This window comes from Microcoleus pseudofavosus SVA1_A4 (genome assembly GCF_036700565.1).
Lineage (GTDB): Bacteria > Cyanobacteriota > Cyanobacteriia > Cyanobacteriales > Microcoleaceae > Microcoleus.
The window spans coordinates 70,889-91,979 of the sequence record NZ_JAUBPE010000006.1 but is presented as its reverse complement, the minus strand read 5'-3'; the positions used below and the strand labels follow the sequence as shown (position 1 = coordinate 91,979).

Genomic DNA, 21,091 nt, shown 5'->3' with positions numbered 1-21,091 from the left:
TGCGTCAGTTTTGATAATTTTATCAATGGTCTGTCGCCTGCGGACTGACGCACCCTACTAATGACTCATCCACATAACTCAAAATCCTCTCGATCCGATTTTCCCACGAAAATTGCTTGACAAAATCCATAGTTTCTGGATAACCTTCGACCAGCCTCGGATATTTTGTTAAACTAGCCTGAATGCTTTGTGCAAATTCATACGGGTTATCGGGTGTACACCAAGTCGCAGCGATATTTCCCGACTTAAATTCAAGCAAAGACGGAATCTCCGTCGCCACAATCGGAGTTCCCGATGCCATATAATCGAAGAACTTCAAAGGAGAGGTGAACGTCGCGGCTTCTGTCAAACAGTGCGGGTGAGTCAAAACATCGGCTGCTTGCAGCAAGCTAGCTAGTTGATTTTGCGGGAGGTAGCCGAGAAATTTGATGTTGTTAACTTGCTTGGATTTGGCTAACTTCTGGTATGCTGTTACTTGGGATGAATCGCCACCTGCGATCGCAAATTGAACTTTTGGCAATTCCTTAGCCACATCCACTAACATATCAACACCTTTAAACGGGTAAAGCCCTCCCGCATAAACTGCTAAATTCTCTCTTCCATCTCCTAATAACTTCTGTCGCCATATCTGGGCATCTTCGGTTTGTCTCGCGAGAAACAACTGATTGAAACCGTTATGCAGCGTAATCACTTTTTCCGGTGGCATTCCATTTTCAATCATGCTGTCTCGCACGGTATCGGCAACAGTTACGGCAATCTGAAACAGCGGATTGCGGATAATTTCTGGCTCAAATTGCTTGGATTCGTGGTGATGCTGTTCGTAGATAGCGGGAATTCCGTTTTTAATCGCCGCTTTGACAAAGTTCCAGTCGCGGGTGTGGACGATTTTGGTGGACTTCCGCAGGTGAATCGGTAAGTAGTATTTTGACACTATTGTACTGGAACTCGTCCACTTGCTGTCGAAAAGGTCGATCGGCCACGGCATCGGTAAATCTGCTATTTTTAATTTATCTTGAATATTGTATATTTGGGCAAGTTTTTCGTCGGGTTTTCTCGGTTGAAAAGGATGAAACAAATCAACCGGATTAAAAGCATTCCATCCTTTGCGGAGATATACCAAAACTGCTGGTAAACCGAGATTTGCTGCGGCATTCGCAGAGTGCGCAACTTGAACTAAGCTGGCTACATTGGGTTGTGGCAAGACATTTCTGGTAAAAAATACATAATATCTAGACATGGTAATGGTAATTGGGCATTGGGAATTGGGAATTGGGCATTGGGCATTGGGAATTGGTAATTGTTGACTGCTGACTACTGACTACTGCCAACTGCCAAGTCACTACTTCTTAACAGCCTGACGTTTAATAGTATTTTCTATAAATTCTAAAGTCTTAAAAATATTAGCAGCCGAGTGAAATGATTCCCTGATTAATTCGTCTCTTTCTTCGGGAGAATCTACCATTTCATCTACTAGCAATTTGAGATAAGCTATCATAGGAGTTAGGCGAGTGCGAATTTCGTAAGAACCTCTAATTAGAGCTTCATCGCGAGCGGTTTCTTCGGCAAATTGCACTGAATACAAGCGAGTGTAGTATCCTCCTTTTGCTAGCAATTCTTCGTGGGAGCCCATTTCTACTACTTTTCCGCGATCGATCACGGCGATTTTGTCGGCTTTTTGGACTGTGGAGAGGCGGTGGGCGATTACCAAGGTTGTGCGATCGCAGCTCAATTTCTCGATCGCCTCTTGCACATACCTTTCCGAAACTGTATCCAGGGAACTCGTTGCCTCATCTAAAATTAAGATTTCCGGGTTTTGCAGCAAAGCTCTAGCAATGGAAATTCTCTGACGCTGCCCTCCCGATAATATCACGCCCCGATCGCCAATTTGAGTATCCAGCCCCTCCGGCAACTGTTCGATAAACTCGTAAGCATTTGCTCCCTTCGCCGCTTCCACAATTTCTGCTTCGCTTGCTTCTTGCCTAGCATAAGCAATATTTTCGCGCACTGAAGCATTAAACAAAAACGTATCTTGGCTAACAATTCCCATAGCTTTTCTGAGACTTTTGATATCAAATTCGCGCAGATCGGTGCCGTCAATCGAGATACAACCTTCCGTAGGATCGTAAAATCTCGGCAGTAAATCTGCCAAAGTTGACTTACCAGAACCAGAACTCCCTACCAAAGCCAAAGTAGTGCCGTGAGGCAGAAATAAATCTACTCCATGAAGAACTAAATTTTTATGATTTGGATAGTTAAAAGATATTTTATTAAAATGAATTCCCGATCGCAACTGAGTATATGGCACTTTTCCATTTAACATAAATGGCTTGTCATCACAACTTAAAAAATCGTTTACCACCTCTACACTAGCCGACGTAGTAGCAAATTGACTGCGACCACCATTTAACTGAGAAATTAAAGGAATCAGCCTAAAAAGTACCAATAAATAGGTTAGTAAAACAGTAGAAATCGACTCTATTTCATTAGCAAATATTGTGCGACCCATAAACACGATCAAAATAATAACTATCAAATTCACAACTTCGTTAATCGGGGCGATCGCTGCGTAGTTTACCTGAGCGTAAAAATCCGCTTGTTCTCGCCTTTGAATTAACTGCTTAATCCGCTGATACTCCCTTTCCTCGTTCCCCGTTGACTTCACCAACCGAATCCCAGTCATGGTTTCCAGTACCCTAACTGAATAATCTTTCGACATTTCGGACAACTGATGACCAAAATGCTTAGAACGGGTAATAATGTACTGATTTGTCCAAGCGACTAACCCCAACAAAATTGTAGATGTCACCGTCAGTTTCCACGATATTGAAAGCAGCAAACCCACAAACACCAAAACAGTAATTGAGGTAGTAAACATTCCTATAGCCGTGCCAACTGCACTAGCAGTCCGACCCACTTCTCCGCCCAGTCTATTAATTAAATCCCCTACTTTAGTTTTTGAATAATAATCCAAATCTACTTCTAGCAACAACCGCAAACCAGCCTCTCGCAAGTCAAAAGTCAAAGAGCGCGTCAGAGAAGTTGCTACTAAAGTATTAGTATAGCTAGCAATATTTTTTAAAAGAATTGCCAGAACAATCGCTGCCGTCATTAACACCAAACGCTGATTTTGAGGCATTCCTTCAAAGGGATACATCAAAGTTTTAATTAAAGGTGGAGCGCCCCGCAACTCGACAGCTTCCTGCAAAAAATTTAAAAGCACTGGTACAATCAGAGTAGTGCTGATACCATTGAATAAAGCCCCAGAAAAGCCCAGCAGCACAGTCAAAAAAATCCTGCCTGGATATCGTCTGGCAAATTTTAGGAGTAGCTTATTTGCAGACATGGAGCCTTCCCAGCTAAACAGTACGAGATTTCAAAATCTTTTTTAATTACAGCCAGTTTATATTCCTCCATTCAGTCACTGAAAAGTTACCTCGACATACCTGCAATTATATCTGAAAGGATAGGCGCCATTGTTTGAATGCTATATTTCTCTACGCATCTTTCCCTAGCTTTCAGTCCTTGAAAATTCGCGGCTGTCAAATTTTGGAATATCCATTGAATTTTTTGGGAAATTTGAGCGGGAGAATTCGGCTCGACTAAATAACCAGTTCCCCCTAAAATTGCTGGAATATCCCCCACTCGCGTAGACAAAACAGGCTTAGCCATTGCCATCCCATCTGTCAACTTGAGCGGGAACTGAGCCACCGCTGTCATAGTCTCTCGCTGAGGAACAACGATAACATGAGCCGCCGCTACAACTTCCGGCATCGTCTCGACTGGAAACCTTGGCAGTTTAACAATCCAACGCCCCCATTGTTGCATAAGTCGATCGTCATAATCATCATAAGGACTTCCACCGACGATCGCTAATTTTAAATCGGGCTCATTTAACTGTTCGAGGGCCATCAAAACATCCTCAACACCTTTGTGAGGTCGCGGTGCCCCGGGAAACATTAAGATTTTATACCCGGACAACCCGTAACGCTGTCTGCTCAATTCAGGATTGTATTTAGCAGGGTCGAACATCTCAGTATCCTTGCCATTAGGCAAATATACACCACCAAAACGTTGTTTTAAAAACTCAGTATCCACAGTGACAGCATCGGCGCGGGAAACTAAACTTTCCATCCACTTGACATACAGCGGATGATCTGGTTCTCTTAATTGACCATTTTTTTTTAAAATGTCTCGATAAAGTTGTTTCAAATCAGGGCGATACTTCCATTCGTCTCCGCCGAACCAGCTAAGTTCCCAGTCGTCTATATCTAAGATTACAGGGCGGCGAGTATCCAGTTTTTTTAGCAGCGATAAACCAAAGCTTGTAAGTTTAGGTTTCACCGCATAAATAATATCCCCATCTATTTTTTTCAAAACTTTTTGAGCATCCATCAAAAACCCCGGATAGTTTTTCCCCGGTATCGCACATACCGGGATGCCTCGCGGAGGAATAGCATACAATTCCTTGCCAAACTGAAATCCGACAACTTCTGCCTCATAGTTAAGCTCAATCAGGACTTGAGCCAAAAGAAAAGCACGAATTGCACCTCCTCCCGACAAATCGCTCACCACTAATGAAACTTTCACTTGGTAATTTTTTTATCAAAAAGCTGCTTTATTTTCCTACTTAACCGGGCTTTTGTCAAGGGTAGCAAAGCAAAAATTACTTTTTTTAGGGAAATTCTCGGATCTTTTAAGGCTAAAGCATCTTTGATTTCTTGTCTTAAATTGGTTGCTGCTGATGCCGTTCGCAAATAAAGCTGGGGATGAATTAAGGAAAGCTGAAAAATGTTAGTTCGAGCGGCCTCTTTTTGCAAAACAGGATTCGTTGTTAAATATTCTGCATTCGCAAATACAAGTATATTCTGGGCGTAGTACCATTTAACTCGATCGTTTTGCCATATTTTGTTTCTCACGCAGTCAATCGCCACATATCCTTGCTCTTGAAAGAGTTTTGCCCAATACTCTGGCCACTGTTCGTTTACGTGATTTGTTCCTCCTTGAAATGGTACTGCGGCAGAGAATAAAATAACTGGGCCCAGCTTCACTAAAGACTCTACAAATACCTGGGCGCACTCAGAGGGCAAGTGTTCTGCCACTTCTAAGGAAACAACTAAATCAAATTGTTTTTCAATGGGCAAAGGCTGGTTTAAATCTAATGCTAAAAAGTTAGCATCGGGGATTTCTAGCATTTTTGGATCGACCCAATCACCATCGATTCCCAAAATATCTTCAACGCCGAATTCTGTGAATGCTGACAGCCAGGTTCCCGTGCCGCAACCGACATCAATTACTCGCTTGGGCTGCACGAATTCCCAAAGGATAGGGATAATTTCTCTGGCTGATTCTTGGGAGGTTTTTTGTAAGTATTTGTATAATTCTTCAGTGTAGTGTTGCACAGTAGCTAGAGGAGTTATATTTTATTTGTTGTGTCATGATATTTTTTTTTTGAACCGCAGAGGGCGCAGAGTGAGAGGAAAGAAAGAGAGAGATTTTTACAATTTTTTAAATATTGAGTAACTTAATAAAGTTTATTTTAAACGCCAGGGATTGTTAAGTTGATTTGGTAACAATATTTTAGCCGTGCGATCGAATATTCTAGTAAAAAGCGTTCTCGTCACGTTCTTCGCGTACTGAGGGCGGTAAGGATAAGTGCAGTGCATTACTTTAATCGGTTTGTCGATCGCATAAACATCTTTCCATTTGTCCAAGTAATTGTAAACAGGCGACAAAGTTTTCATTTTCGGCTTGACAGATGCAATAGCAGCAGCAAAAGCACCCTGGTCTTTTAATAGTAGCACATCTTGATTGGCAACTACTATATCGAAATATTTCTTAAAAAAATTGAATAATTCCTGATTTTTACTGCTGTTTGTAAAGGCGATAAATCCGCCATTATATTGAATGCTATTTTCGTTAAGCGGCAATCCTACTGATTGCAACGTTGAGAGAATATCCTGCTTGACTCTTAATAAATTAGCCGCTTTAGCGATCGCAGGCTGCACATCTTCCGTCACCAACAAATCCACCCCATCAAGAAAATCAAACACCTCATCTATTGGCGACAGCAAACAAATATCGCAATCCATATAAATAGTCTTCTCAAACAGAGATTCCCCGTACAAAGCCAGTTTAGCTTGCCGCGACGATAAAACAGGATTTTCGTTCTCAGGTGCAGGTTTCAATATGACATTTCCAAACGCCTGAAGTAAAGGATATAAAACACGAGGAACTCTATCTATTAAAACAATAATAGGTTCGCGGTGAAACTTCCTGACAGATGCCAGAAAATGAACGCAATCTTGAAAAGAGTACAAACCGGTTAAAATCGTGATAAATCCCTTAGCTTCTAGTTTCATTAGTGCGTCCACTCCCAAAAACTCTCGCTCCAGTTATCTCGACAATTAAAAATTCCTTGCCACTCATAAAAATGCACAAAATCCTTCAGGTTAATTGCTTGACGGACATCTCTAATCATGTAAAGAGGTTTTTCGCCGTAAAAAGAAGCCCACATAGTATAACTGCTAGGCGGCCCGATAATATAGTCGCACTCAGCCAAAGCATACATATCTTCAATTAAATGACCGTTGGCAAAAAGGCAGTTAAAACGATCGAATAAACTAGAACTTTGCGGAATATTAGAGCAAATCAAAAACTTGATTTTGTTCCCTTCAAATAGTTTGACCGCTGAATTCATGACTTCTAAGTATTGCTCAGTTTTGTAAAAGTACCTCCCATTTTGGTGCTGAGCGTAATCCCCTTGACGGATGTGAACTCCGATGATAAGATCGGCGTTATTTTTTACATTCAATATCAAATTCTCTACATTAATTGTATATTGCTCTAATGGTCTAAAGTAGGATCTAATTTGGTCGGCGTACTTGCGTAACTTTGGCACATCTTCTACAAACCAGCCATCTCGAAATATCCAGCCTTGAAAACAAACAATTGAACTGTGTTTGAGTGTTTCAATATCCTGATACTTTACCCAATTAAAAGGTTTTTCTCGGGTTATTTCTTGCGTTTTTAAGATATTTTTTGTGCTTAAATTGTTAATAAGTTTAAAATATTTACTTCTGATAAACTTGTTACCTGGTACGGTAAAATATGGAGGAGGATAACAGCACAAAAAGTCGCTGGCTGTGCCAACAAAGAATTCTGCATATTCCTCAAAGGCGGGATTGAGAACAGTTAAATTATTCTCGATCGCCAAAGCTATGAAATTAGCAAAAAGTAGCAGTCTGTTGCCGAGTTGTCCCGATTTGGCAGATATTATTAGCATACTCGCTTTTTTGTGAGGGTAAGGTGCGCATTGCGCACCCTACATACTAAGAGTTGTGGCGTTTTTGATGCCACTGCCAAGCATGGGAGATGATATCCTTAATATCGGGATATTCTGGAGACCAACCCAAGGTTTCGATCGCCTTTTTGCTGCTACCAACCAAACTAGGCGGGTCTCCCGGACGCCGATCGCACTCAACAGCCTTAATCTCTTTTCCCGTCACTTGGCGAGCCGTTTCTATCACCTCTTTCACCGAAAACCCGCCGCCGTTGCCCAAATTAAAGAAATCAGATTTACCGTCATTTAACAAATATTCCAATCCCAAAATGTGAGCCGACGCCAAATCGTTAACGTGAATGTAATCCCGAATGCAAGTACCGTCAGGAGTATCGTAATCCGTGCCAAAAATTGCGATCGAATCTCGTTTCCCCAAAGCAGCGAACAACACCAGCGGAATCAGGTGAGTTTCAGGATTGTGATCCTCTCCTAACAACCCGTTCGGATCTGCCCCAGCCGCGTTAAAATAGCGGAAACAAACAGACTTGAAATTGTACGCAGGGTCAAAATCCGACAAAATCCGTTCTACCATTAACTTAGTAGCACCGTAGGGATTGATCGGATTTTGCGGGTGGTCTTCTGTGAGCGGAATCTTCTCCGGTACGCCGTAAGTCGCGCAACTAGAAGAAAACACCAATTTCTTCACCCCAGCAGCGATCATCGCTTCCAAAAGGGTAATAGTGCCGATGACGTTGTTGCGGTAATATTTAGCTGGGTCGGTAACAGATTCGCCGACGTAAGCGTATGCAGAAAAGTGCATTACCGCATCAATTTTGTGGGTAGCGAACAAGTTGTCGAGAAGAGTGCGATCGTTCGTATCGCCAACTACCAACTCCACTTGCAAAACCTGGTCTACTATATCTCGGTGACCGTAAACTAAATTATCCAAAATCACCACACCGTAACCGCTGTTTTTCAGCGCTAATACCGCGTGAGAGCCAATATATCCTGCTCCGCCCGTAACCAAAATAGTTTGCTTTTCTGCACTCATTTTATTCTGCCTGTTTTTGTAGCTGCAACTGTCGATTACATTGTGAATTTACAAGTTCAATCGATAAACTTGAGGCGACCAATTTGGATATAATCAAATATCCGATTGATTTGATGTCGATCCTCCTCTGAAATTTTATCATCTGACAGGATAGCAGAAGTCAAAACTAAGTGTTCCCGGCGAGAGATTTTGCCAGATGCTACAATCCGATCGACCCTTTGAGAAATTGTTAAGTTCGATTTGTTTTGAGATGTTCGCATTTATTCGATCGCATTTATGTCAAAATAGTCAAAGCTGCTTGCAGTTCTTGACCCAAAGGTGCATACCTGAGCACAAATTAATTTGTGGAACAGCCCACATAAGGTATCAGAGTTTTACTGCCAAAGATAGATGCGCGGAGTTGATAATTCTGCACAGTGCCTTTGAATAGCGTTCTAACCAATTCAATTCTATAATAATTTTCCTAGAGAGGCAGTTTTCTATGCAGGTTTATCGGCTTCCCGTACTGTCCGACAACTATATTTTCTTGCTGCACGACCCCGATCTCCACACAGCAGCAGTCGTCGATCCAGCCGTCGCAGAGCCTGTCTTGCAGCAACTGATCTCGCTCGGAGCCGAATTAACAGCAATTTTCAACACGCACCACCACAGCGACCACGTAGGCGGCAACCAGCAACTGATCGATCGCTTTCCCCAAATAAAAGTCTACGGCGGTGCAGAAGACCGAGGCAGAATTCCCGGACAGCAAGTCTTTTTACAAGCGGGCGATCGCGTTGAATTTGCCGGCAGAACAGCCGAAATCTTCTTCGTACCCGGCCACACAAAAGCTCACATAGCCTACTATTTCCCCCCCAACAACCCAGGCGAAACCGGCGAATTGTTCTGCGGCGACACTTTATTTGCTGGAGGCTGTGGCAGACTGTTTGAAGGAACTCCAACTCAAATGGTAGCCTCCCTCGCGCAACTGCGAAACTTGCCGGACAATACAAGAGTTTGGTGCGCCCACGAATACACGCTGAAAAACCTGCAATTTGCCCTAACTGTGGATGAGGACAATTTTGATTTGCAGCAGCGCTTGGGCGAAGTCAAAGCAGCGCGCCGCCGCAATGAAGCCACGATACCATCATCGATCGGCATCGAGAAAAGCACAAACCCATTTTTGCGCCTTGATTTTCCGAGTCTTCAGTCAGTCGCCAACAGTCAAGATCCAGTGCAAACCTTCGCTCGATTGCGCGGGATGAAAGACCGATTTTGAGGAGTATTAGATTGAATTGTTACCCTGCTTAAATCAAAAGTTCCGCTGAATTATTTCCCTATATATAACTAATGAGCGCCATTGGCTTAGCCAAAATTACAACGATCGTTGTTAGAAGATGAAAAATCTAGGCAATACTGAACCTCAATCCCAAATCCACCCCTCTGTTTCAATGGATTCTAACAAAGAACTCTACCCAAATGCGCCAACGCCAACAGATGTAGGGATGGTTTTGCAATTGGCAGATGGCAGCATTCAGGGGTGCAATTCTCACGCCGAGTATCTGTTGGGGATGACAGCAGAACAGATGCAGGGCTGCTCTTCTATCAATAGTCTGTGGCAAACTGTGCGTGAAGATGGCTCGGATTTTCCCGGCGAGAAGCATCCGGCGATGGTGGCGCTGCAAACCGGGCAACCGTGCTCAAATGTCATCATGGGCTTTTATCAACCAAAGGGAGAATTGATTTGGTTGACGCTCAATTCTCAACCTTTATTTCAGGGAGATCGATCGACTCCTTATGCGGTAGTTACAACCTTTACCCACGCTAAGCCTCAGCCCGAAGCAGTCTGTAACGCGCCCGCCCAACAACTGTCAGACACTCTCGAAAGTATTTCGGACGGGTTCTTTGCTTTGGATCGAGACTGGCGATTTACCTACCTCAATTCGCAAGCGGCGCGGTGGCTCAATCGACTCCCGGAAGAGGTGATTGGCAACAGCGTTTGGGAAGAGTTTCCCGAATCTGTGGGCAGTTTGTTCGAGCAGGAATATCGCCGCGCTGCGACCTTCCAAGTTACGGTTAGTTTTGAATCTTTTTATCCGCCGCTCAATGCTTGGTATGCGGTACGAGCCTATCCGATCCCATCGGGACTTGCCGTTTATTTTCAAGATGTAACCGAGCAGAAGGCGGCGAGGGCTATTTTTATTAAACAAGCGCAAACTGTGCAGCAACAACTAGCAGAAATCGAGGCGATTTATGCTAGCGCGCCGATCGGACTTTGCTTTATCGATACCGAGTTGCGGTTTGTCCGCATCAACGATCGCCTAGCAGAAATTAACCGAGTTCCAGCGGCCGCCCATATCGGCAAAACATGGCGCGAAATCTTGCCAGAAATGGCAGATGATTTAGAGCCGCTTTACCGACAAGTTATTGAAACTAAAGTTCCTCTCAAACAGCTCGAAGTTCGCAGGACGAACTCAGCACAGCCAGAACTAGAACAGGATTGGCTGTTGAGTCTCTATCCGCTGAGGGCCGAGGACGATCGCGTTTTGGGCGTGAATGTAACGGTGCATGAAATTACCGAACGCAAAGCTACCCAAAAAGAAATTCAACGGCTCAACCAGGAACTAGAGCGGCGAGTTAACGAACTGCAATCAATCCTTGATGCTGTACCCGTCGGTATTGCGATCGCCCGCGATCCGCAGTGTCAAGTAATTCACGCTAACCGGTTTGCTCAATTGATGCTGACAGTGGGGCCGGATACCAATGTTTCTGCAACCGGAGAGCAAGCCGCAGTCCTTCCGTTTAGACGACTCAGCAACGGAAAGGAAATTCCGGGAGAAGAGCTCCCAATGCAGCGGGCTGCGGCTTCGGGCGTCGAAGTGCGAGATGTGGAAATTCAAATGGTGCGCGAGGACGGGGCGGCGTTTGATTGGTTGGTGAATGCGGTGCCGTTATTTGACGAACAGGGCGCAGTTCGCGGCTGTGTGGCGGCGTTTGTGGATATTAGCGATCGCAAACGAGCTGTTGCTGCTTTGCGCCGTTCCGAGGAACGGTATCGCACTTTGTTTGACTCCCTAGACGAAGGCTTTTGCGTCATCGAAATGCTGTTTGACGCAAACGAAAAGCCGATCGATTACCGCTTTTTGGAAGTCAATCCGGCCTTCTTGAAACAAACCGGACTCGAACAAGTTGCGGGTAAAACGGCGCGACAGATGCTTCCCGATCTCGAAGATTATTGGTTTGAGGTTTACGGCAAAGTCGCGCTGACAGGGGAGCCAGTGCGCTTGGAACACGGCTCGGAAGTCATGAACCGCTGGTTTGAGGTTTCGGCGTTCCGCACTCCTGAGCCGCACAGCCGCAAAGTCGCCGTACTTTTCAAAGAAATCAGCGATCGCAAACAGTCGGAGAATCTTTTGCAGCAACAGTCCGAGCAACTGCGGCTGTTCGTCAAACATTCGCCTGCGGGGGTGGCGATGTTTGACCGCCAGATGCGGTATATGCTGGTGAGTGACCGCTGGCTGGCAAGTTACGGGCTCGGTACTCAAAACATTGTAGGCCGATCGCACTACGACATCTTTCCGGAATTGCCCGATCGTTGGAGACAAATCCACCAGCGCTGTCTGGCGGGAGCAGTCGAAATGTCCCCTGAAGAGGCGTTTCCCCGCGCTGATGGCTCGATCGACTGGGTGCGCTGGGAAATTCACCCTTGGCGAACCAACACCAATGAGATTGGCGGGATCATAATTTTTTCCGAAGTAATCACCGAGCGCAAAAACGCTGAACTCGCGCTGCAAGCGGCCTCCCAGCAAGTCAGCAATATTCTAGAAAGTATTACCGATGCCTTTATGGTGATCGATTCACAATGGCGCTATACCTACGTTAATGCCACAGCAGAAAAACTGCTGGCTCGATCGAGAAATGACTTGTTAGGTCGATCGATCTGGGAGCTATTTCCCGCCGAGAAAGAATCCAATTCAAGGGCCTATCAAGAATTTCATCGAGTTGTTTCCGAACAAGTTTCTGTCAAGTTTGAAGAGTTCTCGCCGTCTATCCAGAGATATATAGAAGTGAGCGCCTATCCTGCGGCCGACGGACTTACGGCTTATTGGAGCGATATTAGCGATCGCAAACGCACTGAAGAAGAACTGCGGCAAAAGAATGCGATTTTGAACGTGATTAACGAGTCAGCGCCCACGCCAATTTTTGTCAAAGATCGAGAAGGACGGATTATTTATGCAAATCCAGCCACGCTGGAAATAATGGGCAAATCTGCTTCTGAAGTAATTGGTGGTCGCGATCTGGATTTATACCCAGTAGTAGAACTTGCAGTCACAGTCACGGAAAACGATCGGCGCATTATGGAATCCGGCAAAACAGAAGTCCTCGAAGAATCTCACGATGGCATTCGGACATTTCTGGTAATGAAAGCTCCCTACCGCAATCAGGCGGGAGAAGTCATCGGCCTGATTGGCATCTCCAGCGACATCACAAATCGCAAACGAGCAGAAGTCGCCATGCAAGAACAAACTAAGTTACTGCAAGTAATTATTGACAGCATTGGTGACGGTTTAATTTTGGCAAACCAACAAGGGGAGTTCGTGCTGTTTAACCGAGCCGCCGTGGCGATATTCGGTCAGCTATCGAATGAAAAATCCTGGGAGGAATGGTCGAGCACCTACGGGCTATTTTTGGCCGACAAAAAAACCCTATTTCCCGACGCTCAACTACCTCTAGCCAGAGCAATCAAAGGTGAATATGTCAATGATGTAGAGGTATTTGTCCGCCGCGAAGATGCCGCAGATCGCTGGATAAGTATCAGCGGTTATCCGGTAGTTGATATTAGCAGCGATATCACAGGCGGAGTGATTGTCTGTCGGGATATCACAGAACGCAAACAAGCTTTATCAGCGCTGCAAGAAAGCGAAGAACGATTCCGCAATATGGCTAACAACGCTCCTTTTATGGTCTGGGTAACAGATTCCACAGGCTATTGCACTTTTCTGAGCGAAAGCTGGTATGAATTCACAGGTCAAACTGAGGAAACTGGTTTGGGGTTGGGTTGGGTAAACGCGCTGCATCCAGAAGACCGAGAACAGGCCAAGAAAGCATTTTTGAGCGCCAACGAACGCCAGGAACCTTACCGCGTGGAATTTCGCGTGCAGCGCTCCGATGGCCGATATTCTTGGGCGATCGATGCGGCCGATCCCAGATTTAGCGAAAGCGGACAATTTGAGGGTTATATCGGCTCTGTAATGGACATTACAGAGCGCAAACAAGTGGAAACCGAGCGCGATATGGTTCTGCAATTAGAACAAACGGCCCGCGCGGAAGCCGAGCGGGCCAACCGGATTAAAGACGAGTTTCTGGCGGTGCTTTCTCACGAGTTGCGATCGCCCTTAAATCCGATTTTAGGCTGGTCGCAACTGCTCGTCGCCGACAAGCTGAACGCGGCTCAAAGTGCCAAGGCTTTTGAGACGATCGAGCGCAACGCGAGACTGCAATCTCAATTAATTGAAGACTTGCTTGACGTGTCTCGGATTCTGCAAGGGAAACTCAGATTGAATGTTGCTCCGGTGAATCTGGCAACCATTATTCCGTCTGCCGTGGAAACCGTGCAATTAGCAGCCCAAGCAAAAAAAATTCAAATTCAAACTATTTTAAGTCGCGATGTCGGTCAAGTTGTCGGCGATACCAGTCGCTTGCAGCAAATTGTCTGGAATTTGTTATCAAACGCGGTGAAATTCACGCCCGAAGGCGGTCGAGTTGAAGTTCGATTAGGGCAAATCGAAGGCATAGCTCAAATTCAAGTCACGGACACGGGTAAAGGTATTATTGCCGATTTTTTGCCCTATGTTTTCGACCATTTCCGACAAGAAGACGGCGCAACAACTCGCAAATTTGGCGGCTTGGGATTGGGATTGGCGATCGTCCGCCAACTGATCGAACTTCACGGCGGAACGGTGTTTGCAGAAAGCGCTGGAGAAGGTAAAGGAGCGACGTTTACGGTGAGATTACCGCTATTAAATGATGATTCTAGAAGGCAGGAGGAGGAAGAACGTCATTCGGCTGTGAGTCCCGCTCTTTCATCCTTGCCGCTAGCTGGATTGAGAATTTTGGTCGTAGATGATGAGCCTGACTCGCGAGATTTTGTCGCTTTTGTGCTTGAGGAAGCGGGTGCAGAGGTGATTTCCCTGTCATCTGGTGCTGAGGCGCTACAGTCGATCGAACAAACTGCACCGGATCTGCTCGTCAGCGACATCGGAATGCCGCAAATGGACGGATATATGCTGATCCATCGCATCCGCACTCAGCTTGCGCCCCAGTTCCGGCAGTTGTTGGCGATCGCCTTGACGGCCTATGCTGGAGAAGGGAACCAGCGCCAAGTTTTGGCAGCCGGATTTGACAAGCACTTAACTAAGCCGATCGATCCGACTGAGTTAGTTGCTACTGTAGCGCGATCGGTCTTTGACAGCGTATAGGAAGTGCAGCTTTAGACACGGCAATGCCCATCCGTTACATCCCGTACATTGCTCGTTGCCGAAGTTCCTTGCGATCGCCCCTCAAACTTCGCTATTATAAAAAGTTGCAGTTAAAACCCCACAACCAACGATCATGGCCAAGCGCGTTCAATTAGTTTTAAATAAAGATGTCAGCAAACTCGGCAAAGCTGGCGACGTAGTAGAAGTAGCCCCGGGCTACGCCCGCAACTACCTAGTACCCCAAGGCATGGGATTTAGAGCCACTCCGGGCATTCTCAAGCAAGCAGAGCGCCGCCGTGAAGAAGAAAGACTGCGCCAGCTAGAGCTCAAGCAGCAAGCTGAAGTCCGCAAAACCGCCCTCGAATCGGCCGGGCCTTTCATCATTTCCAAGCAAGTCGGCGAAGGAGACGCGATTTTTGGTACTGTTACCAACCAAGAAGTAGCAGAACTGATTTTCAACTCTACCAGTCAAGAAGTCGATCGGCGCGGCATCACCCTACCCGAAATTCGCCAAACTGGTACATACAAAGCTGAAATCAAACTTCATGCAGAAGTTATCGCCGAAGTTGATATTCAAGTTGTTCCGATGTAATTAACAGTCATCAGTCATCAGTCATCAGTTGTGCGGACTAATAACTAATAGACATCTCCAGAAAAGCAAGTTTTGAACAGGCAAGATGCCTGTTCCACAAGAATTATTGGAGATGTCTAATGACTAATGACTAATGACTAATAACTAATAACTAATGACTGCGGACTAATGACTGAGGACTATTGACTAATGAGCGATTTGATGCCGACAAATATAGAGGCAGAAGAAGCAATTTTGGGCGGGATTTTAATTGACCCCGAAGCTATTTCCCGAATTGCAGAAATTCTGCGACCGGAGTTTTTTGCCATCACCGCTCATCAAGTCATTTATCGATCGGCATTAGGCCTATTTTTACAGGGTCAACCTACCGATTTAATGACGGTAACAACTTGGCTAACCGACCGCAACCAGTTAGAGCAAGTGGGAGGATTAACCAAATTAGCACAATTAGTCGATCGCACAGTTTCAGCAGTCAACATCGACCAATATGCAGCCTTAGTTGAAGACAAATATCAGCGCCGTAAATTAATCGAAGCTGGGAACAACATAGTACAATTAGGTTACGAGACATCAGCACCCCTAGAAACAGTCTTAGACCGCGCCGAACAAGAAATTTTTAGCATAACTCAAGAACGTCCGCAACAAGATTTAGTGTCGATCGGCGAAACGCTAAACCAAACATTTCAAGACCTAGAAAATCGCAATGAAGGCCTAACACTTCCCGGTATTCCGTGCGGTTTTTACGACTTAGATGCTATGACAGGAGGCTTTCAGCGATCGGATTTAATCATCGTTGCAGCCAGGCCGGCGATGGGTAAAACCGCCTTTTGTACCAATATCGCCCACCACATCGCCGCTGGACAGCAGAAATTGCCCGTTGCCATGTTTAGCCTAGAAATGTCGAAAGAACAGCTAGTGCAGCGCATCTTGTCGAGTGAAGCCAAAATAGAAAGTAACAGGTTGCGATCGGGTAGAATCAGCCAAAACGAATGGGAACCCATCAGTGCAGCCATTGGTAACTTATCAGAACTGCCGCTATTTATTGACGATACTCCCAATATTACCGTTATGGAGATCCGATCGAAAGCGCGTCGCCTCCAAGCAGAACAAGGCGGAGTTCTAGGATTAATCTTGCTAGATTACCTGCAATTAATGGAAGGTAGCAGCGACAACCGCGTCCAAGAATTATCTCGAATTACCAGAAGTCTCAAAGGTTTAGCCCGGGAACTCAACGTGCCGATTATTGCTTTATCTCAGTTGAGTCGGGGTGTGGAAGCGAGGACAAACAAGCGGCCGATGATGTCAGATTTGAGAGAAAGCGGATCGATCGAGCAAGACGCAGATTTAGTAATTATGCTCTACCGCGATGAATACTATAACCCTGATTCGCCCGATCGCGGAATTGCCGAAGTAATTATTACCAAACACAGAAACGGCCCCACCGGCATCATCAAACTATTATTTGACGCCCAATTTACCTCCTTCCGCAATCTGGCATCTCCAAAGCGATCGTAAATCAACCAGAACATACACAAAAACCCGGTTTCTTAAAAAAAACCGGGTTTCTAAACACCGTAAAAATTTTGCGGTTAGTTACGTTGAGCGACCTAGCCAGTGATTTTCAACAATTCCACATCAAAAATCAGCGTAGCATTAGGAGGAATCACCCCGCCCGCACCGCGAGCACCGTAACCGAGTTCAGGGGGAATAATCAACTTGCGGCGGTCTCCAACTTTCATTGTACCGACACCTTCATCCCAACCCTTAATTACTTGGCCCACGCCGATTTTGAACTGAAAAGGAGAATTGCGATCGCGCGAACTATCAAATTTCGTGTCATCTTCCAAAGTGCCAGTGTAGTGCACCACAACCGTCTGGCCGGTTTTTGGAGTCGCCCCATCACCCTGCTTCAACTCAACATACTTCAGGCCAGAATCTGTGGTGATAGTTTTCTCAGTATTTTCAGTCATGTTATTGCCAGCGATAGTAGCTGGTACCTCCGGTAAAGTAGCATCAGCTACTAGCAAGCTATCTTCATTTAAAGACTGCGCCGATCGCATCTCAATCGCAGTGTCGGGTAAAAAATTATTCAATTCGGCGGCAACTGCTTGGGACCCAGAACCGCTCATTTGAGCGACTATCAAAAACACAAAGCAAACCAGCATTACCCCCAAGCTGACTAGAACTCCTCGCAAAATTAATCCTCCTGATACTTTTAACCGCGATATCTCAGATATCTAAGACACCTCTTACAACAAGAACTACCAAATTTTATCTGAACTTTTAAGCCAAAATATGGCTTGTTCCAGTTAATTTTCAAGGCAAAAGAAAGAAAGAAGTCAGAATGTTTGTAATTTTACCTTCTGCCTTCTACATAAGTGCCTTTTCGAGCATAAGTGCCTTCGGGTGACAATTTTATCACAAGATAGCAGCGAAGTGGTTCGCCGATCGCACTCAGCGCCAGTTGCGATTTTCTAGATCCCGCATCTGACGTTCGAGACGATCGAGCCTGCCGCGCAACTCATCCATTTCGGACTGTCGGGGAACTCCCATATCTTGCAGCATATTCCGCAGTTGCCGCTGCAACTGCGTATCCCAATTGCCCTGCTCCGATTTAAGCTGTTCCGTCATGTCATCGACAAAGGTTTTGGCTTGCTCGGGATTGATTTTGCCATCTTTGACCCATTGCTCGCTAGCTTCCTGCAATTTCTCGGCTACCAGAGAGGTAGTACCAATGCCCAGCATTACCAGTTGTTTGAGTAAGTTGCTATTGTTATCCATAGATTTTTCCGGTTGTTTGCCCCGTAATACCCGATCGGCTCAGGTCGGCTGCTGTCGCTGCGAAACCATCTGTAAACTTAAAGTTACATCAGCGCTGACCTACCTTTCTATTTTGGAGCATCCAGCCGCCTGATGGCGAGTTCGATCGCGCCAATCAGCGTTCGGAAAACCCGCTAATGAGCCCACCGACAACATTACCCCATCACTAGCTTTCGTCAATGCCTGATTGCCCCCGCTGTCACCAACCTGTAGACGCCCGAGCGATCGCCTGCCCGCACTGCCGAACCTCTCTCAAGGCTTTCGGTCATCCGGGCATCCCCCTTTATCGATCGCCATCCGCAGAATTTCTGTGCACTACCTGTATTTACCACGAAGACGACACCTGCAACTACCCGCAGCGTCCCAAAGCCAAAGAATGCACCCTTTATCACGACAAAGCCGAGCCGCTTGTGCCGCAGAAGAGCCGTTACATCAGCGGCGGCTGGCCGCAATCAATCAAAAATTGGTGTCAGCGCCATCTCGTTTGGTTGGTTTTATTGGGTTTAATTGTTATTAGCATTGCCCTGTCCATTTAAGCCAATAGCACAAAGCATACAATAGACACATCTGCCTTCGGAAGCAGTTAAAAATAAAATGACCGAAATAAACTAAGTTGGTCGCAAGCCCGGATTCATATGTGGATTCAATTCTTCAATTCTTCAATCCAAAATCTAAAATCTAAAATCTAAAATCCCATGACTTCTACAACCATCGAAGATTTACCAAAACCCTTTCCCGATCACACGCAATTACCAGAGGAAGATGGAACCTTTGTGAAAAACTTTCAAGAACATCCTCAGAGCATAATTTTAACAGATTCGATCGGGCCAATTTTGGAGCAGCGGCATCCCGATGGATTGTATGCGATCGGTCAAGACTGCGGCATCTACTGGCGAGAAACCGAACCCGCAGAAAAAGGAGCAGAAGCCCCTGACTGGTTCTACGTTCCCGATGTACCGCCGAAAATAGACGGTCAATATCGCCGTTCTTATGTGCTGTGGCGAGAGCATTTAGCTCCGTTAATTGTCCTCGAATTTGCCTCCGGCGACGGCTCTGAAGAAAGAGACCGAACTCCTCTTTACAATAACGATGGGGAAGTGCAAAAACCTGGCAAGTTCTGGGTTTACGAGCGCATCATGCGCGTACATTTTTACGGGATTTTTGAGATCCAAACTAACAAGTTAGAGGTTTACCAGTTTGCCAATGGTGACTATCAAAAAACGACTCCCAACGAGCGCGGGCATTATCCTATTCCTCCTTTAGGGATAGAGCTAGGATTGTGGGAAGGAAGTTATCAAAATCAAACGCAAATTTGGTTGCGGTGGTGGGATTCGGAGGGGAATTTGCTGCTAATTGGTTCGGAGCGAGCCCAAATAGAAAAACAGCGGGCCGAACAAGCTGAGACTCAGTTAGAGCAAGTAGAGTCTGAGTTAGAACAAGCTGAGACTCAGCTTGCTTTAGTTGAGTCTCAACTGGAACGGGAACGGCTGGAAAAAGAGCGATTGCTCGATCGACTCCGAGCCGCCGGAATTGACACTGACAATGTATAACAAACGAGTAGCCATGTATGCTACTATAATTAGCATGAAAACTCTGAAGTTCAAGCTTTACAATCACAAGCGGAATAGATACCTCAAGCGGTCAATTAATGCTGCCGGGGTAATCTACAACCATTGCATTGCCCTCCATCGTCGGTACTATCGGATGTATGGCAACCACTTGAATTGTGCTCAGCTTCAGAGTCATATTGCCAAATTGCGAAAACGTAACCCGTTCTGGCAGAACGTAGGTTCTCAAGCAGTTCAAGATATCTGCCAACGCATTGAAAAGGCATATCAACTGTTTTTCAAGCATCAGAAAAAAGGAGTCTCGCCCCCCGGGTTCAAAAAGGTCAAGAAATACAAGTCATTCACCCTGAAGCAAGCCGGATCTAAGTTTCTCGGTGGCAACCGGGTCAAAATTGGCAATCGCGTGTATCAGTATTGGAATTCTAGAGAGATTGAGGGAAAGGTCAAAACCTTAACCATTAAGCGAACCGCATTAGGCGAGTTGTTGATGATTGTGGTTGTTGGCGATGTAAGCGAACCTGAAGCCAAATTCAAGACGGGTAAAATCGCGGGTTTTGACTTTGGTTTGAAAACATTTCTCACTATCTCGGATGGAACAAAAATCGAATCCCCGCAATTTTTGAAGCAATCCATTAACGCCATTAAAACTGCAAGTCGTCAGCATTCTCAGAAACGGAAAGGGTCGGCAAACCGAGAACGTGCTAGAAAAAACCTGGTTCGCCAGTATGAGGACGTGGCAAATCGCCGCTGTGATTGGTTCTGGAAAATGGCACATGAATTGACAGACCAATTTGATGTGTTGTGCTTCGAGACACTGAATCTCAAAGGGATGCAGCGTCTTTGGGGTCGCCAAATCTCAGACCTGGCATTGGGTGAATTTCTGCAAATTCTTGAATGGGTTGCCCACAAGAAAGGCAAACAAGTTGTTTTCATCTCGCGGTGGTATCCGTCGAGTAAGACTTGCTCTCATTGCGGTCATGTTCTGGAAAGCCTAGATTTGTCAGTTAGAGAGTGGCGTTGCCCGTCCTGTCAATCTATTAATGGACGGGATGAAAATGCCGCCAAGAACATTCAAGCTGTTGGGGCATCAACGGTTAGGTTAGGCGATGTCAGACAGGCTATGCCTGCAATTGCTGTTTGACCCTAGAATGCCCGTGCGTTTAAGCCGGAGAGTATGTCAATAGATTTTTGGGCGAGGCCGGTTGCTTCATCTGAACAAAGCAACCCATAGCACTGAGCATAGCCGCATTGTGTCGCAGCCGTCAATGGATTTTAGATTTTAAATTTTAGATTTTAGATTGAAGAATTGGACAATTGAAGAAAGCG

17 protein-coding genes are annotated in these 21,091 nt (G+C 45.6%); 7 read left to right on the top strand and 10 right to left on the bottom strand.

From position 1 onward, the window contains the following. Positions 1-22: 22 nt before the first annotated feature. The 8 genes from QUA02_RS04485 to QUA02_RS04450 form a co-directional block, all read right to left on the bottom strand. The gene (locus QUA02_RS04485; RefSeq protein WP_333025616.1) at positions 23-1,237 is read right to left on the bottom strand and encodes a glycosyltransferase family 4 protein; all 1,215 of its coding nucleotides are present in this window, start codon (positions 1,235-1,237) and stop codon (positions 23-25) included. Positions 1,238-1,339: 102 nt separating this feature from the next. Further along, positions 1,340-3,343, bottom strand: coding sequence for an ABC transporter ATP-binding protein (locus QUA02_RS04480; protein WP_333025614.1), 2,004 nt, complete (start codon positions 3,341-3,343; stop codon positions 1,340-1,342). An 86-nt stretch (positions 3,344-3,429) separates the two neighbouring features. Continuing rightward, entirely contained in the window at positions 3,430-4,587 is a 1,158-nt protein-coding gene (locus QUA02_RS04475; RefSeq protein ID WP_333025612.1) for a glycosyltransferase family 4 protein, read from the bottom strand. After that, positions 4,584-5,399: a class I SAM-dependent methyltransferase gene (locus QUA02_RS04470; RefSeq protein WP_333025611.1), complete on the bottom strand. Its 816-nt coding sequence runs from the start codon at positions 5,397-5,399 to the stop codon at positions 4,584-4,586. The genes QUA02_RS04475 and QUA02_RS04470 overlap by 4 nt, the downstream gene beginning before the upstream one ends. Before the next feature lie 132 nt (positions 5,400-5,531). Next, complete coding sequence (locus QUA02_RS04465) at positions 5,532-6,359, bottom strand: hypothetical protein (protein ID WP_333025610.1); 828 nt, start codon at positions 6,357-6,359, stop codon at positions 5,532-5,534. After that, on the bottom strand, positions 6,359-7,282 hold the full coding sequence (locus tag QUA02_RS04460; RefSeq protein WP_333025609.1) for an alpha-1,2-fucosyltransferase: 924 nt from the start codon (positions 7,280-7,282) through the stop codon (positions 6,359-6,361). The genes QUA02_RS04465 and QUA02_RS04460 overlap by 1 nt, the downstream gene beginning before the upstream one ends. Positions 7,283-7,328: 46 nt before the next feature. After that, positions 7,329-8,330 carry a UDP-glucose 4-epimerase GalE gene (gene galE, locus QUA02_RS04455; RefSeq protein ID WP_333025608.1) on the bottom strand — a complete coding sequence of 334 codons (1,002 nt, stop codon included), beginning with the start codon at positions 8,328-8,330 and terminating at the stop codon, positions 7,329-7,331. Positions 8,331-8,386: 56 nt separating this feature from the next. Further along, positions 8,387-8,590, bottom strand: coding sequence for a hypothetical protein (locus QUA02_RS04450; RefSeq protein ID WP_333025607.1), 204 nt, complete (start codon positions 8,588-8,590; stop codon positions 8,387-8,389). 221 nt (positions 8,591-8,811) lie between these two features. On the opposite strand from QUA02_RS04450, the gene gloB reads away from it, so the two are divergent. The 4 genes from gloB (at position 8,812) to dnaB (ending at position 16,892) form a co-directional block, all read left to right on the top strand. Further along, the gene (gene gloB, locus QUA02_RS04445) at positions 8,812-9,585 is read left to right on the top strand and encodes a hydroxyacylglutathione hydrolase (RefSeq protein ID WP_333025606.1); all 774 of its coding nucleotides are present in this window, start codon (positions 8,812-8,814) and stop codon (positions 9,583-9,585) included. Positions 9,586-9,703: 118 nt separating this feature from the next. Beyond that, entirely contained in the window at positions 9,704-14,785 is a 5,082-nt protein-coding gene (locus tag QUA02_RS04440; protein ID WP_445305140.1) for a PAS domain-containing protein, read from the top strand. Between the two features lie 133 nt (positions 14,786-14,918). Beyond that, complete coding sequence (gene rplI / locus QUA02_RS04435) at positions 14,919-15,377, top strand: 50S ribosomal protein L9 (RefSeq protein ID WP_333025603.1); 459 nt, start codon at positions 14,919-14,921, stop codon at positions 15,375-15,377. Positions 15,378-15,566: 189 nt separating this feature from the next. After that, a complete protein-coding gene (gene dnaB / locus QUA02_RS04430; RefSeq protein ID WP_333025602.1) occupies positions 15,567-16,892 on the top strand; it encodes a replicative DNA helicase in 1,326 nt (441 codons plus the stop codon). 92 nt (positions 16,893-16,984) lie between these two features. On the opposite strand, the gene QUA02_RS04425 is transcribed toward dnaB, so the two are convergent. After that, positions 16,985-17,572: an FKBP-type peptidyl-prolyl cis-trans isomerase gene (locus QUA02_RS04425; protein ID WP_333025601.1), complete on the bottom strand. Its 588-nt coding sequence runs from the start codon at positions 17,570-17,572 to the stop codon at positions 16,985-16,987. Positions 17,573-17,831: 259 nt separating this feature from the next. Next, positions 17,832-18,158 carry a phasin family protein gene (locus QUA02_RS04420; RefSeq protein WP_333025600.1) on the bottom strand — a complete coding sequence of 109 codons (327 nt, stop codon included), beginning with the start codon at positions 18,156-18,158 and terminating at the stop codon, positions 17,832-17,834. A 218-nt stretch (positions 18,159-18,376) separates the two neighbouring features. Here QUA02_RS04420 and QUA02_RS04415 point away from each other — a divergent pair, with 218 nt between their 5' ends. The 3 genes from QUA02_RS04415 (at position 18,377) to QUA02_RS04405 (ending at position 20,906) form a co-directional block, all read left to right on the top strand. Next, a complete protein-coding gene (locus QUA02_RS04415) occupies positions 18,377-18,733 on the top strand; it encodes a zinc ribbon domain-containing protein (protein ID WP_333025598.1) in 357 nt (118 codons plus the stop codon). Positions 18,734-18,892: 159 nt separating this feature from the next. Beyond that, the gene (locus tag QUA02_RS04410; protein ID WP_333025597.1) at positions 18,893-19,747 is read left to right on the top strand and encodes a Uma2 family endonuclease; all 855 of its coding nucleotides are present in this window, start codon (positions 18,893-18,895) and stop codon (positions 19,745-19,747) included. 13 nt (positions 19,748-19,760) lie between these two features. Next, positions 19,761-20,906: an RNA-guided endonuclease InsQ/TnpB family protein gene (locus QUA02_RS04405; protein ID WP_333025596.1), complete on the top strand. Its 1,146-nt coding sequence runs from the start codon at positions 19,761-19,763 to the stop codon at positions 20,904-20,906. Positions 20,907-21,091 lie beyond the last annotated feature (185 nt).

Bases quoted from the DNA above. Each gene is read 5' to 3' on its own strand.
- QUA02_RS04485 (WP_333025616.1), bottom strand. From the start codon at position 1,237: ATGTCTAGATATTATGTATTTTTTACCAGAAATGTCTTGCCACAACCC.
- QUA02_RS04480 (WP_333025614.1), bottom strand. From the start codon at position 3,343: ATGTCTGCAAATAAGCTACTCCTAAAATTTGCCAGACGATATCCAGGC.
- QUA02_RS04465 (WP_333025610.1), bottom strand. From the start codon at position 6,359: ATGAAACTAGAAGCTAAGGGATTTATCACGATTTTAACCGGTTTGTAC.
- QUA02_RS04460 (WP_333025609.1), bottom strand. From the start codon at position 7,282: ATGCTAATAATATCTGCCAAATCGGGACAACTCGGCAACAGACTGCTA.
- galE (WP_333025608.1), bottom strand. From the start codon at position 8,330: ATGAGTGCAGAAAAGCAAACTATTTTGGTTACGGGCGGAGCAGGATAT.
- QUA02_RS04450 (WP_333025607.1), bottom strand. From the start codon at position 8,590: ATGCGAACATCTCAAAACAAATCGAACTTAACAATTTCTCAAAGGGTC.
- gloB (WP_333025606.1), top strand. From the start codon at position 8,812: ATGCAGGTTTATCGGCTTCCCGTACTGTCCGACAACTATATTTTCTTG.
- QUA02_RS04440 (WP_445305140.1), top strand. From the start codon at position 9,704: ATGAAAAATCTAGGCAATACTGAACCTCAATCCCAAATCCACCCCTCT.
- rplI (WP_333025603.1), top strand. From the start codon at position 14,919: ATGGCCAAGCGCGTTCAATTAGTTTTAAATAAAGATGTCAGCAAACTC.
- dnaB (WP_333025602.1), top strand. From the start codon at position 15,567: ATGAGCGATTTGATGCCGACAAATATAGAGGCAGAAGAAGCAATTTTG.
- QUA02_RS04420 (WP_333025600.1), bottom strand. From the start codon at position 18,158: ATGGATAACAATAGCAACTTACTCAAACAACTGGTAATGCTGGGCATT.
- QUA02_RS04415 (WP_333025598.1), top strand. From the start codon at position 18,377: ATGCCTGATTGCCCCCGCTGTCACCAACCTGTAGACGCCCGAGCGATC.
- QUA02_RS04410 (WP_333025597.1), top strand. From the start codon at position 18,893: ATGACTTCTACAACCATCGAAGATTTACCAAAACCCTTTCCCGATCAC.
- QUA02_RS04405 (WP_333025596.1), top strand. From the start codon at position 19,761: ATGTATGCTACTATAATTAGCATGAAAACTCTGAAGTTCAAGCTTTAC.